At 66.5% G+C, this 13076-nt stretch carries 10 protein-coding genes and 2 pseudogenes; 7 read left to right on the top strand and 5 right to left on the bottom strand.

Annotation, left to right across the window (positions count from 1 at the left end):
- Positions 1-85 precede the first annotated feature (85 nt).
- The 4 genes from acpM to D3H54_RS11190 are packed head-to-tail and all read left to right on the top strand — an operon-like array spanning position 86 to position 4402.
- Positions 86-382 carry a meromycolate extension acyl carrier protein AcpM gene (gene acpM, locus D3H54_RS11205; protein ID WP_149379095.1) on the top strand — a complete coding sequence of 99 codons (297 nt, stop codon included), beginning with the start codon at positions 86-88 and terminating at the stop codon, positions 380-382.
- A complete protein-coding gene (gene kasA, locus D3H54_RS11200; protein WP_149379094.1) occupies positions 379-1629 on the top strand; it encodes a 3-oxoacyl-ACP synthase KasA in 1251 nt (416 codons plus the stop codon). The genes acpM and kasA overlap by 4 nt, the downstream gene beginning before the upstream one ends.
- Before the next feature lie 34 nt (positions 1630-1663).
- Entirely contained in the window at positions 1664-2926 is a 1263-nt protein-coding gene (gene kasB / locus D3H54_RS11195) for a 3-oxoacyl-ACP synthase KasB (RefSeq protein ID WP_168214835.1), read from the top strand.
- A gap of 54 nt (positions 2927-2980) precedes the next feature.
- Positions 2981-4402 (top strand): acyl-CoA carboxylase subunit beta, encoded by a 1422-nt coding sequence (locus D3H54_RS11190; protein ID WP_149379092.1) that lies wholly within the window; start codon positions 2981-2983, stop codon positions 4400-4402.
- On the opposite strand, the gene D3H54_RS11185 is transcribed toward D3H54_RS11190, so the two are convergent.
- Positions 4403-5287, bottom strand: a complete 885-nt coding sequence (locus tag D3H54_RS11185) for an AraC family transcriptional regulator (RefSeq protein WP_149379091.1) — start codon at positions 5285-5287, stop codon at positions 4403-4405.
- A 118-nt stretch (positions 5288-5405) separates the two neighbouring features.
- On the opposite strand from D3H54_RS11185, the pseudogene D3H54_RS11180 reads away from it, so the two are divergent.
- Positions 5406-6515: pseudogene (locus D3H54_RS11180) on the top strand (aldo/keto reductase).
- Between the two features lie 57 nt (positions 6516-6572).
- On the opposite strand, the pseudogene D3H54_RS11175 reads toward D3H54_RS11180, so the two are convergent.
- From D3H54_RS11175 to D3H54_RS11165, 3 genes and pseudogenes are all read right to left on the bottom strand, one after another.
- A pseudogene (locus D3H54_RS11175) lies at positions 6573-7916 on the bottom strand (amino acid permease); the annotation flags it as partial.
- A gap of 76 nt (positions 7917-7992) precedes the next feature.
- A complete protein-coding gene (locus D3H54_RS11170) occupies positions 7993-9531 on the bottom strand; it encodes a glycerol-3-phosphate dehydrogenase/oxidase (RefSeq protein ID WP_149379089.1) in 1539 nt (512 codons plus the stop codon).
- On the bottom strand, positions 9528-10109 hold the full coding sequence (locus tag D3H54_RS11165) for a TetR/AcrR family transcriptional regulator (protein WP_149379088.1): 582 nt from the start codon (positions 10107-10109) through the stop codon (positions 9528-9530). Before D3H54_RS11165 ends, D3H54_RS11170 begins: the two co-directional genes overlap by 4 nt.
- Positions 10110-10159: 50 nt before the next feature.
- On the opposite strand from D3H54_RS11165, the gene D3H54_RS11160 reads away from it, so the two are divergent.
- Positions 10160-11737, top strand: a complete 1578-nt coding sequence (locus tag D3H54_RS11160; protein ID WP_149383470.1) for an FAD-binding oxidoreductase — start codon at positions 10160-10162, stop codon at positions 11735-11737.
- Positions 11734-12636, top strand: coding sequence for a diacylglycerol kinase (locus tag D3H54_RS11155; RefSeq protein WP_149379087.1), 903 nt, complete (start codon positions 11734-11736; stop codon positions 12634-12636). Before D3H54_RS11160 ends, D3H54_RS11155 begins: the two co-directional genes overlap by 4 nt.
- Here D3H54_RS11155 and D3H54_RS11150 read toward each other — a convergent pair.
- Positions 12633-13067 carry an SRPBCC family protein gene (locus D3H54_RS11150; protein WP_149379086.1) on the bottom strand — a complete coding sequence of 145 codons (435 nt, stop codon included), beginning with the start codon at positions 13065-13067 and terminating at the stop codon, positions 12633-12635. The two genes, D3H54_RS11155 and D3H54_RS11150, sit on opposite strands and share 4 nt — an antisense overlap.
- Positions 13068-13076: the final 9 nt, after the last annotated feature.

Raw genomic sequence — 13076 nt, 5'->3', positions numbered from 1 at the left:
CAGGACAACCACATAGCAAGCAGCGTTACGAAGTAACACAACTAAGCAAGTACCAAGTAGCACAACCGATTACGAAGGAGCCACCGTGCCCGCCTCTCAGGAAGAAATCATCGCCGGTCTCGCCGAGATCATCGAAGAAGTGACCGGCATCGAGCCGTCTGAGGTCACCCCGGAGAAGTCGTTCGTCGACGACCTGGACATCGACTCGCTGTCGATGGTGGAGATCGCCGTTCAGACCGAGGACAAGTACGGCGTGAAGATCCCCGACGAAGACCTCGCCGGTCTGCGCACCGTGGGTGACGTCGTGAACTACATCCAGAAGCTCGAAGAGGAGAACCCGGAGGCTGCTGCCGCCCTGCGCGAGAAGTTCGCGGGCGAATGAGCAGGCCTTCCACTGCTAACGGCGGTTTCCCTAGCGTTGTCGTGACCGCCGTCGAGGCCACCACGGCGCTCGCCACGGACATCGAGAGCACGTGGAAGGGCCTGTTGGCAGGCGACAGCGGCATTCGCATTCTCGAGGACGAGTTCGTCGACAAGTGGGACCTGCCGGTCCGCATCGGCGGCCACCTCGTCGAGGACATGGACAGCCACCTCACCCGTGTCGAACTGCGTCGCAATTCCTACGTGCAACGCATGTCTCTGGTGCTATCCCGGCGGCTGTGGGCGAACTCGGGTAAGCCCGAGGTCGACCCGGACCGCTTCACGGTGGTGATCGGCACGGGTCTGGGTGGCGGCGAGAAGATCGTCGAGACCTATGACGCGATGAACGAGGGCGGGATCCGCAAGGTTTCGCCGCTGGCCGTTCAGATGGTCATGCCGAACGGTGCGGCCGCGGTCGCCGGCCTGGAACTGGGCGCCCGCGCCGGGGTCATCACCCCGGTGTCGGCGTGCTCGTCCGGGTCGGAGGCCATCGCCCACGGGTGGCGGCAGATCGTCATGGGCGACGCGGACTTCGCGGTCGTCGGCGGTGTCGAGGGCACCATTGAGGCGCTGCCTATCGCCGCGTTCTCGATGATGCGCGCCATGTCGACGCGCAACGACGATCCCCAAGGTGCGTCGCGGCCGTTCGACAAGGATCGCGACGGGTTCGTCTTCGGCGAAGCCGGCTGCATGATGATCATCGAGACCGAGGAGCACGCCAAGGCCCGTGGCGCCAAGCCGCTGGCCCGGCTCATGGGTGCGGGCATCACCTCGGATGCCTTCCACATGGTGGCTCCGTCACCCGACGGTCTGCGCGCAGGTGCGGCGATGAAGCGGGCTATGGAGACCGCTGGCCTGTCCCCCAAGGACATCGACCACATCAACGCACACGGAACGGCAACCCCGATCGGTGACACCGCGGAGGCGACAGCTATCCGGGTCGCCGGCTGCGAGCACGCCGCCGTGTACGCGCCGAAGTCGGCGCTGGGCCACTCCATCGGTGCCGTCGGCGCCTTGGAATCGGCACTCACGGTGCTGAGTCTGCGCGACGGCGTCATCCCGCCGACGCTGAACTACGAAACGCCGGATCCCGAGGTCGACCTGGATATCGTTGCGGGAGAACCGCGTTACGGCGACTACCAGTACGCGATCAACAACTCGTTCGGATTCGGAGGGCACAACGTCGCGCTCGCCTTCGGGCGGTACTGACACCGATCCGGGGGGAAAGGACTGGCAGAAAGCAATGGCAGGGTTGACGCGTTTGTCAACGGGGAATGGCTTCCCCAACGTGGTCGTCACCGGTTTTGCGATGACGACCGCCCTGGCATCCGATGCTGACAGCACGTGGAAGCGGCTGTTGGACGGGCAGAGCGGAATCCGGCTTCTCAACGACGAATTCGTCGAGAAGTACGACCTACCTGTCCGTATCGGGGGGCATCTGGTCGAGGAGTTCGACGGCGAGCTGACTCGCGTCGAACTTCGTCGGCTGTCCTATCTGCAAAAGATGTCGACGGTGCTCAGCCGGCGCGTGTGGCAGAACGCCGGTTCGCCCGAGGTGGATCCGAAGCGGCTGATGGTGTCGATCGGCACCGGCATGGGCTCCACCGAGGAATTGGTGTTCGCCTATGACGGGATGCGCGCCAAAGGCCTCAAAGCGGTGTCGCCGCTGGCGGTCCAGATGTACATGCCCAACGCCGCCGCAGCGGCCGTCGGCCTCGAACTCAAAGCCAGGGCCGGGGTCATCACCCCGGTCTCGGCGTGCGCGTCGGGGTCGGAGGGGATCGCCCAGGCATGGCGACAGATCGTTCTCGGCGAAGCCGACATCGCGGTGTGCGGTGGCGTCGAGACCAAGATCGAGGCCGTGCCGATCGCCGGCTTCGCTCAGATGCGAATTGTCTTGTCCACCACCAACGACGACCCGGCCGGCGCATGTCGCCCGTTCGACAAGGACCGCAACGGGTTCGTCTTCGGTGAGGGCGGTGCACTCCTGGTCATCGAGACCGAGGAGCACGCCAAGGCCCGCGGGGCCAACATCCTCGCGCGCATCATGGGGGCAGGCATCACCTCGGACGGCTACCACATCGTGGCGCCCGACCCGAACGGTGAGCAGGCGGGACACGCGATCACCCGGGCAATCCAGCTCGCCGGTCTGCAGCCCTCCGACATCGATCACATCAACGCCCATGCGACGGGCACCCAGGTGGGTGACGTCGCGGAAGGCAAGGCGATCAACAATGCGCTCGGCAAGCACCGGCCGGCCGTCTACGCGCCCAAATCGGCGCTGGGCCACTCGGTGGGCGCCGTCGGCGCGGTGGAGTCGATCCTCACCGTGTTGGCGCTGCGGGACGGCGTCGTGCCGCCCACGCTCAACCTGCGGAACCTCGATCCGGAGATCGATCTGGACGTGGTGGCCGGTGAACCCCGGCCAGGCAACTACCAGTACGCGATCAACAACTCGTTCGGATTCGGTGGTCACAACGTCGCGATCGCCTTCGGGAAGTACTGAAATCCAGTGACTCTCGACAGCGTTGACCGACATCCGCGCACTATGGAGGTTTAGATGACGATCATGGCCCCTGAGACGGTCGGCGAATCCCTCGACCCTCGCGACCCGCTGCTGCGGCTGTCCACGTTCTTCGACGACGGCAGCGTGCAGCTGCTGCACGAGCGTGACCGCTCCGGTGTGCTGGCCGCGGCCGGCACCGTCAACGGTGTGCGCACGATCGCCTTCTGCACCGACGGCACCGTCATGGGTGGCGCCATGGGTGTGGAGGGCTGCCAGCACATCGTCACCGCATACGACACCGCCATCGAAGAGCAGAGCCCGATCGTGGGCATCTGGCACTCCGGCGGCGCACGTTTGGCCGAGGGCGTGAAAGCGCTGCACGCGGTGGGACTGGTCTTCGAAGCCATGATCCGCGCGTCAGGCTATATCCCCCAGATTTCGGTCGTGGTCGGCTTCGCCGCCGGTGGCGCCGCCTACGGCCCCGCACTGACCGACATCGTCATCATGGCCCAGGAGGGCCGGGTGTTCGTCACCGGACCCGACGTGGTGCGCAGCGTGACCGGCGAGGACGTCGACATGGCCTCCCTCGGCGGCCCGGACACCCACCACAAGAAGTCCGGTGTGTGCCACATCGTCGCCACCGACGAGCTCGACGCCTACGCGCGCGGTCGCCGGTTGATCGGATTGTTCTCCCAGCAGGGCCATTTCGACCGCAGCAAGGCCGAGGCCGGCGACTCCGACCTGCACGCGCTGCTGCCCGAGTCGCCCCGCCGCGCCTACGACGTGCATCCGTTGGTGGAAGCACTGCTCGACTCGGACACCCCGTTCGAGGAATTCCAGGGCAAGTGGGCGCCCTCGATCGTCGTCGGCCTGGGCCGCTTGTCCGGCCGCACCGTCGGCGTCATCGCCAACAACCCGCTGCGCCTCGGCGGCTGCCTGAACTCCGAGAGTGCCGAGAAGTCAGCGCGTTTCGTGCGGCTGTGCGATGCCTTCGGCATCCCGCTGGTCGTGGTCGTCGACGTGCCCGGCTACCTGCCCGGCGTGGACCAGGAGTGGGGCGGAGTCGTGCGCCGTGGCGCCAAGCTGCTGCACGCCTTCGGTGAGGCGACCGTCCCGCGGGTGACGCTGGTGACGCGAAAGATCTACGGCGGGGCCTACATTGCGATGAACTCGCGCTCGCTGGGCGCCACCAAGGTGTTCGCCTGGCCGGACGCCGAGGTCGCGGTGATGGGCGCCAAGGCCGCCGTGGGCATCCTGCACAAGAAGAAGCTGGCCGCCGCACCGGATCACGAACGCGAAGCGCTGCACGAGGAATTGGCGGCCGAGCATGAGCGGATCGCCGGCGGCGTGGACAGCGCGGTCGAGATCGGCGTGGTCGACGAGAAGATCGACCCGGCCCACACCCGCAGCAAGCTGACGCAGGCACTCGCCGAGGCGCCGGCCCGGCGCGGGCGGCACAAGAACATCCCGCTGTAACTACGCGCGCAAGCGCTGGGCGTCGAGCCCGGGCGGAGCGCCGAAGAGACGTCGGTATTCGCGGGTGAACTGTGACGGGCTGTCGTAGCCGACGCGGTGCCCCACGCCCGCGATGTCGGTCGGTGTGGTGACGAGCATTGAGCGCGCTTCCTGCAGTCGGATGCGCTTCTGAAACTGCAACGGGCTCATCGCCGTTACGCTCCGGAAGTGCCGGTGGAACGTCGAGGGGCTCATTCCGGCCACCCGGGCAAGCTCTTCGACGCGCATCGGTTCGGCGTAGTTCTGCCGGATCCAGCCGATGGCCCGACTGACGTAGGACAGATTGCTGTCTGCCATGCCGATCTGTCGCACCGTGTCGCCGTACGGTCCCGCTAGTAACCGCCAGACGATCTCGCGTTCGATCAGCGGTGCCAGAATCGGCGCATCCGAAGGCTTGTCGAGCAGCCGCACCAACCGAATCACCGCGTCGAGCAAATCAGCGTCGGCATCGGTGGTGAACATCGCCGTACTCCGCGCGCCACACGCCGCCCGCGCCCCAGGCGCCTGCAGCACCAACTCGGCCACCACGGCGGGTCGTAGCACCAGCGCCATCCCGAGCGAGGGCAGCCCGTCGCCGGCGTCGATGAAGCGACCCGTTACCGGCAGGTCGGCCGTCACGACGAGGCATTGCCCCGCCCGGTACTCGTAGCGGTCTTCGCCGAGTAGGAGCCGCTTGCCACCTTGCGCCATCACCACAACGAGCGGTTCGGTCAGTGAGTAATCCGGGCGCCCCGACGCCACCTCCTTCGACAACATCAGACCGTTGATCGATGTCTGCATGTCCGGTCGGGCATGTGCGGCAATCAGGCCACCCAGTTCAGCCAACTGCCCACACCGCAAATCCATGGGCCCGCTCCCATCAATATTGATCGGATTGTGCAAGAGGTAGCTAGCATCGTTCTACCGCTGAACTCGTAATTCTCCTTTGATGGGTATATCAGATTCCACTCCAAAGGAGCGATTCATGCCACTCAATCACTACCTCACCCTCGGCCGGTCAGGGTTGCGGGTGAGCCCGTTCGCGCTCGGAGCGATGACCTTCGGCGAGGATGCCGGCGGCGCCGGTTCCAGCGTCGAGGAATCCGAGCGGATCCTCGACGCCTATCTGGACCGTGGCGGCAACTTCGTCGACACCGCCAACTTCTATACCAACGGGCACTCGGAGAAGATCCTCGGTGACTGGTTCGCCCATCGACCGGGCAGGCGTGACCGGGTGGTGCTGGCGTCGAAGTTCTTCGCCAATCTTCACCCCGGCGATCCCAACGGCGGCGGCGCCGGCCGGTCGGCGGTCGTCGGGCAACTGCGGGAAACGTTGCGCCGCATGCAAACTGACTATTTGGATGTGTACTGGATGCACAACTGCGACCGCAACACTCCAATCGAGGAGACTCTGCGCACGCTCGATGATCTGGTGCGCGCGGGCACCGTCCGCTACATCGGGTTCTCCAACACCCCTGCGCGCGGGTGACCGCCCACACCCCCCGGATGGGTGACCGCCCAGGCCCAGACGATGGCGGTGCTGCGAGGCTGGACGCCTCTGATCGCACTGCAGGTCGAGTACTCGCTTTTGGCGCGCACCGTCGAAGGCGAGCTGGCTCCGCTGGCTCTTGACCAGGGCATGGCGCTAGTCCCGTGGAGCCCGCTGAGCAACGGCTTCCTGTCCGGCAAGTACCGGCGAGGTGCGGCCGTCGCCGACTCCATCCGCGCCGGCTATGTCGGCGGCCCTAGCGATGAACAGTTCGCGGTCATCGACTCCGTCAACGCCATCGCCGACGAGGTCGGCACCACGCCCGCCGCGGTGGCGTTGTCCTGGTTGCGAGCACGACCCGGCACGGTAGTGCCGATCCTCGGTGCGCGACGGATGAGCCATCTCGAGGACAACCTGGCCGCCGTCGACGTGACATTGACCGCCGAACAACTGCGGCGCCTCGACGAGATATCCACACCGACACTGAACTATCCGGCCGCCGTCAACGGGGCGACGCGTTCAATGCTGCAGTTCGCCGGGACAACCGTGGACGGCGAGTCTTCGACGGTCTATCCCCCGCTGGTGCAGAGTGCCGTTCGGTACTGAGTTCGCGCGAGTTCAGGTTCGCGCCACCTCGGCCTCGACGGTGGGCTGCTCCTCGTGGGGACGATCGCGATTGAACCGTAGGGTGACGAAGTACAGCACCACGACGACACCCCACGACAGCAGGCTCAGCACAAGTTGTGAGCGCAGCTTGTCGTCCAGGTACATCTGCACCAGGATGGCCAGCATCGCGACGACGGTGAGGATTGACAGCACCGGGAACAGCCACATCTTCAGTGTCAGTTCCGCATCGCGGTTGCGGTAGCGCAGCACGATCTGCGAGATCGCGATCAGCAGGTAGACGAACAGGATGATCGCCCCGCTGGAGTTGAGCAGGAAGGCGAAGATCGTTTTCTCCGCGAACGCGGCGGCGATGACGCAGGCGAATCCGACGATGGACGAGAAAAGGATGGCGTTGGCCGGTACGCCGCGTGCGGTCACCTTCACCAGAAGCTTGGGAGCTTCGCCGCGGCCGGCCAGCACGAACAACATCCGTGATGCGGTGTACATCCCGGAGTTCAGGCAGCTCAGCACCGCCGTCAGCACCACCGCGTTCATGATGTGGTCGGCGTAGGGAATGCCCATCTTGGTGAACGCCGCCACGAACGGCGAGGCGGACAAATTCTTGTCGTTCCACGGCACGATCGTCACGACCAGGAACACGGCCAGCACGTAGAACACCAGGATCCGCATGACCACCGAGTTGGACGCCCGGGCCACGGCTTTCTCGGGATCCGATGACTCGGCGGCGGCGATCGTGGCGATCTCGGGGCCGACCATGGAGAAGATCACCGTCACGATTCCGACGGTGATGACCCCGGCCCCCATCGGCATGAAGCCGTCGTGACTGGTGAGGTTCGAGAAGTCCATCGACTTGCCCGGCCACAGGCCCAGTACGAAGCAGGCGCCGATGGCGATGAAGGCGAGGATGGCCGCCACTTTGATCCCGGCGAACCAGAACTCGAACTCCCCATAGGACTTGACCGAGAAGAGGTTCGTCGCCGTCATCAGCACCATGAAGATCAACGCACACAACCACAGTGGGATGTCGAGCCAGTACTGGACGATCTTCGCGCCGGCAATCGCCTCGAACCCGACGACGATCACCCAGAAGTACCAGTAGAGCCAGCCCACGGAGAACCCGGCCCAATGCCCCAGGGCGTCGCGGGAGTAGTCGGCGAACGAGCCGGTCGACGGGTTTGCCACCGCCATCTCGGCCAGCATCCGCATGACCATCACGATCAGCACACCGGATAGCGCGTAGGTGATGAAGGCGCCCGGTCCGGTATCCCCGATGACCACGCCAGAGCCCACGAACAGGCCGGCGCCGATCACGCCCCCGATCGCGATCATCCGTAGTTGTCGCTGGTTGAGGGCCTTTTTCAAGGCTGGTGTCGCTGCCATGGCGCGTCCTCCGGCTTGTGAATGGACGTTGAATGCCCACTTACGAGTCGGTTTATGCGTCGGTTCTCACCGGCCTTCAGTTGGCGGTGGCCAGGAACTCCTGAGCGGCCGCACGCGCGCGGTTCCGGTCGGCCTCCACCAGACCGATGCGGGTGCGCCGGTCCAGGATGTCATCGGCACTCAGTGCACCCTCGTTGGTGACCGCGAACTCGAATTCCGCACGGGTGACGTCGATTCCGTCGGCAACGTGGTCCGTGGGCCTGCTGCACCGCGCCGAGGCGATGACGTTCGGCGACTCTGCGCCGTAACGGGCCACCAACGAACCCGGCAGATCGCTCGTGGTACGCAGCGTGGCAACGGGATTGGCGGCCGCGCCGACCAACGGCAGGTTCCGGGTCCGGCACGGCTGGGCGGCGATCGCACGTGCCGCCAGGGCACGGTCGAGGACGTCCTCGGCCATGTGCCGGTATTCGGTGAGCTTGCCACCGACCACGCTGAACACGCCGTTGGACGATTCGATCACCGCGTGATCGCGGGACAGATCCGATGTCCTGCCCTGGCCGGTGTCGATCAAAGGGCGCAACCCCGCGTATGCGCCCTTGACGTCTGCGGTGGTCAACGCTGTCCCCAGCGCGGTGTTGACCGTGTCGAGCAGGAAGCGGACCTCACCCGGAGTCGGTTCGGGCACGTCGGGAATCGGGCCCGGCGCATCCTCGTCGGTGAGTCCGAGGTAGACGCGACCGAGCTGTTCGGGCATCGCGAACACGAACCGATTCACCTCACCCGGAATCGGAATCGTCAGCGCTGCAGTCGGATTCCCGAATGAGGCGGCATCGAACACCAGATGGGTTCCCCGGCTCGGCCGCAGCTTGATCGCGGCGTCCACCTCGCCGGCCCACACCCCCGTCGCATTGATCACCGCGCGGGCCTTCACATCCAGCGATTCACCGGTGAGTTCGTCCACCAACCGGACCGAGGTGCCGCTGGCGGACGCCGCGGACACCCGGGTCAAGATCCGCGCGCCGTTCTGGGCGGCGGTGCGTGCGACGGCGACCACCAGTCTGGCGTCGTCGATCAGCTGACCGTCATAGGCCAGCAGTCCGCCGTCAAGACCCTCCCGGCGAATCGTCGGCACCATGTCCAACGCTTGCTGCACACCGACACGCCGTGATCGCGGCAGAGTCGACGACGTGGTGCCCGCCAAGATCCGCAGCGCGTCACCGGCGACGAAACCTGTTCGGATCAAAGCGCGTTGGCCGCGTCCCATCGACGGCAACAACGGGACGAGCTGCGGCATTGCGCGTACCAGGTGCGGGGCGTTGCGGGTCATCAAGATGCCGCGCTCGATGGCGCTGCGCCGCGCGATGCCGACGTTGCCGGTAGCCAGGTACCGCAGCCCGCCGTGCACGAGCTTGGAACTCCACCGGCTGGTGCCGAAGGCCAGGTCGTGCTTTTCGACCAGAAGCACCGACAGGCCGCGGCTGGCGGCATCGAGCGCGATGCCGGTGCCGGTGATGCCACCGCCGATCACGACGACGTCGATGTGGGCGCCGTCGCCGAGTTCGGCCAGGTCGGCGCTTCGGCGGGTGGCGTTGAGGGCGGTGAGGTCACTCATGGGGCGAGGTATCCGTTCAGGGCGTGCGACAACTCGGCGCTGAGCGCGTCGGCGTCGAGGATGGGTTCGACGATCTGGGCGGACTGGATCGCCGACTGGCCGATCAGCAGGACCATTGCCGACAGCTGGCGGACGTCGCCGGCCCGCACGCTGCCGTCGGCCTGGGCTTCCCGCAGCGCGTCGACAAGCAGGTCGATGAGGATCTGCTGGCTGGTGCCCAGCCGTCCGGCGATGTAGGTCATCGCCAAGTCCGGGGCTGATCGCAGCACCGAGGTGATCAGTTCGTCGTCCCGCAGTCGACGGGCCACCTCGACGATCCGCTCGACCAGGCCGGTGCGGCCGGGTGCACCCGGCGCAACGGCGCGCCAGGTACCGGTGATGCGTTCGGTGAGCAGCGACGCGACGATGGTGCGGGTGTCTGGCCAGCGGCGATACACGGTCGGACGGCTGACACCGGCACGTCGCGCAATCTCCGCCAGCGTGACCCGCTCGACCCCGAAGTCCCGGACACAGCTGGCCGCGGCGGCCATGATCCGGTCACCGATGTCCACCGATTCTTCGTTACTGATTGACAGCATCTGTAATACTGTAACGCATGAGCGATGACGCCCGCACCCTTGTTCCCCCGATGGCCTGGAATGCCTGGGGTGACCCCGACGCGGCCAAGCCCCTCTCCGACGGCATCAAGGCACTGCTCGAGCAGGCGCTCGGCGTGACGGCGAGTGAGGTCCCCGCACCCGCCATCGACGAAGTAGAGGTGCGACCGTCGGCGTTGCCAGATGCGCATCGCGATGCGCTCGCAGAGTTCGTCGGGGCCGAGTATCTCCGCACCGACGACCACGGTCGGCTGCTGTATGCGGGAGGCAAGTCCACGCTGGACCTGTTGCGCCGCAAGCAAACCCACCAGGACGCTCCCGACGCGGTACTGCTTCCCGGCACAGAGGACGAGATCGCCACCGTGCTGCGCTACTGCTCTGCGCACGGCATCGCCGTCGTGCCGTTCGGCGGTGGCACCAGCGTGGTCGGCGGACTGGACCCGATCCGCGGCGATTTCGCCGCCGTCATCTCACTGGATCTGCGTCGGCTCAACGCATTGCACTCGCTGGACGAGACCTCGATGCAGGCCGAACTGGGCGCCGGGGTGACCGGGCCGGACGCCGAGCGACTGCTCGGTGAACGCGGCTTCTCGCTCGGGCACTTCCCACAGAGCTTCCGGTTCGCCACCATCGGCGGGTACGCGGCCACCCGGTCCTCCGGGCAGGACTCCGCGGGCTACGGCCGGTTCAACGACATGATCCGCGGGCTGACGGTGGTGACCCCGGTGGGCGTGCTCGATCTCGGCCGGGCGCCGGAGACCGCGGCCGGGCCTGATCTTCGGGAGCTGTTCTCCGGCTCCGAGGGTGTCTTCGGTGTGATCACGCGGGTGCGCCTGCGAGTCCATCCCGTCCCGGAAACCGTTCGCTACGAGGCATGGTCGTTCCCCGACTTCGCCACCGGCGCGGCCGCGCTGCGTGCGGTCACCCAGATCGGCACCGGGCCCACCGTGGTGCGGTTGTCCGACGAGGCCGAGACCGGCGTGAACCTGGCCACGACCGGGAGCATCGGCGAACAGAGCATCACCGGCGGCTGTCTGGGCATCACCTTGTTCGAGGGCAGCGCCGCGCACACCGAGAGCCGGCACGCCGAGACCCGCGCGGTTCTGGAAGCCCAGGGGGGCACCTCGCTGGGCGAGGCTCCGGCGCGGGCGTGGGAGCACGGCCGTTTCGACGCACCGTATCTGCGGGACGCCCTGCTGGCAGCGGGAGCTTTGTGTGAGACGTTGGAGACCGCAACGACGTGGTCCAACCTGGCGGCACTGAAGGCGGCGGTCACCGAGGCGTTGACATCCTCCCTGACTGAAAGCGGGACACCAGCCTTGGTGATGTGCCACATTTCGCATGTGTACCCAACCGGCGCGTCGCTGTACTTCACGGTGGTCGCGGGCCAGCGCGGCGATGTCACCCAGCAGTGGCTGGCCGCCAAAGTGGCTGCCTCTGATGCGATTTCGCGTACCGGCGGCACCATCACCCATCACCACGCGGTCGGTGCGGACCATCGGCCGTGGATGGGTGCAGAGATCGGCGAGCTGGGCGTGAAGGTGCTGCAAGCGGTCAAGCAGGCCGTCGACCCGGCGGGAATCCTGAACCCGGGCAAGCTGATTCCATGATCTCTCGCGTCACGGTCCTGACGAACCCCAAGTCCGGCCACGGCAACGCGCCCCATGCCGGGGAGCTGGCGGTCGCCCGCTTCCAGGAACTCGGGATCGACGTGACCGGAATCGTCGGACGCGACGCCGCACACGCCCGCCAGCTGGTCGACGAGGCGTTGACCCGCGAGACGGACGCGCTGGTGGTGATCGGCGGCGACGGTGTTATCCGGCTGGCGATCCAGGCCTTGGCGCGCAAAGATGTTCCGCTCGGCATCGTGCCGGCCGGCACCGGTAACGACCATGCCCGCGAGTACCGATTGCCCATGGCCGATCCGGTGGCGGCGGTCGACGTGATCGCCGCCGGGTACACGGAGACCGTCGACCTCGGACACATCACGGGTGCCGACGGGTCCAGCACCTGGTTCGGCACGGTCGCCGCGACAGGCTTCGACTCGTTGGTCAGCGATCGAGTGAACCGGATGAGCTGGCCGCACGGCCGGATGCGCTACAACGTCGCGCTGGTCGCAGAGATTTCCCAGTTGCGGCCGTTGCCTTTCAGGCTGGTGCTGGACGGCGAGCGCGAGATCGTCGCCGATCTGACGCTGGCCGCGTTCGGCAACACCCGCAGCTACGGCGGCGGCATGCTCATCTGCCCGGGTGCCGATCACTCCGATGGGCTGCTGGACATCACGCTCGTGCGCGCATCGTCACGTAGCAAGCTGATTCGCTTGTTTCCCACGGTGTTCAAGGGCACGCACGTGAACCTCGACGACGTCAGCACCTACCGGGCCCGCACAATCGCGGTCGACTCCCCCGGCATCAACGCCTATGCCGACGGCGATTACGTCTGCCCGCTGCCCGCCGAAATTTCGGCGGTTCCCGCTGCCCTCAAACTTATTGTCCCGGAACCCGTCTAGCGTTCCAGCGCCTTCGCGCACCCGTCCAGGACGGCAGCGAAGTTCCACGGCAACAGCTTGGCGCTGAGCGCCTCCATTGCCTTGCCGCCGCCGCGGGCGGGGTGGGTGTAGGTGCTCACCCAGTCGACGTGAGTCCCGTCGCCGTCCGGGGTGAAGGTCAGGGTGCCGCCCTCATGGTCGAACACCGGAACCGATCCGACGATCAGATAGGTGTAGCTGTGCGGCGGGTCGTAGGCGACGATCTCCTCGCGAAACCACAAGCCGATCGCAAAGCCGGTCCGGATTGCGCCCAGACCCGGAGGCGGTGAGTCCCGTGCCCAGTCGGCCGTGACGATCAGCGGTGCTGCCTTCAGGTTCACCGGGTCGGCGAGCCAAGCGAAGACCTCGTCCGGCGACGCGGCGATCGTCTTCTCGACGTGGAGATGGACCATGCGACCCAG

Source organism: Mycobacterium sp. ELW1, assembly GCF_008329905.1.
Taxonomy (GTDB): domain Bacteria; phylum Actinomycetota; class Actinomycetes; order Mycobacteriales; family Mycobacteriaceae; genus Mycobacterium.
This window is presented reverse-complemented; position numbering and strand designations above follow the sequence as displayed.

Coding starts and splice junctions, on each gene's coding strand:
- D3H54_RS11150 (WP_149379086.1), bottom strand. CDS start 13,067: ATGGTCCATCTCCACGTCGAGAAGACGATCGCCGCGTCGCCGGACGAG.
- D3H54_RS11170 (WP_149379089.1), bottom strand. CDS start 9,531: ATGAGTGACCTCACCGCCCTCAACGCCACCCGCCGAAGCGCCGACCTG.
- kasA (WP_149379094.1), top strand. CDS start 379: ATGAGCAGGCCTTCCACTGCTAACGGCGGTTTCCCTAGCGTTGTCGTG.
- D3H54_RS11185 (WP_149379091.1), bottom strand. CDS start 5,287: ATGGATTTGCGGTGTGGGCAGTTGGCTGAACTGGGTGGCCTGATTGCC.
- D3H54_RS11160 (WP_149383470.1), top strand. CDS start 10,160: ATGGCCTGGAATGCCTGGGGTGACCCCGACGCGGCCAAGCCCCTCTCC.
- D3H54_RS11165 (WP_149379088.1), bottom strand. CDS start 10,109: ATGCTGTCAATCAGTAACGAAGAATCGGTGGACATCGGTGACCGGATC.
- D3H54_RS11155 (WP_149379087.1), top strand. CDS start 11,734: ATGATCTCTCGCGTCACGGTCCTGACGAACCCCAAGTCCGGCCACGGC.
- kasB (WP_168214835.1), top strand. CDS start 1,664: ATGGCAGGGTTGACGCGTTTGTCAACGGGGAATGGCTTCCCCAACGTG.
- D3H54_RS11190 (WP_149379092.1), top strand. CDS start 2,981: ATGACGATCATGGCCCCTGAGACGGTCGGCGAATCCCTCGACCCTCGC.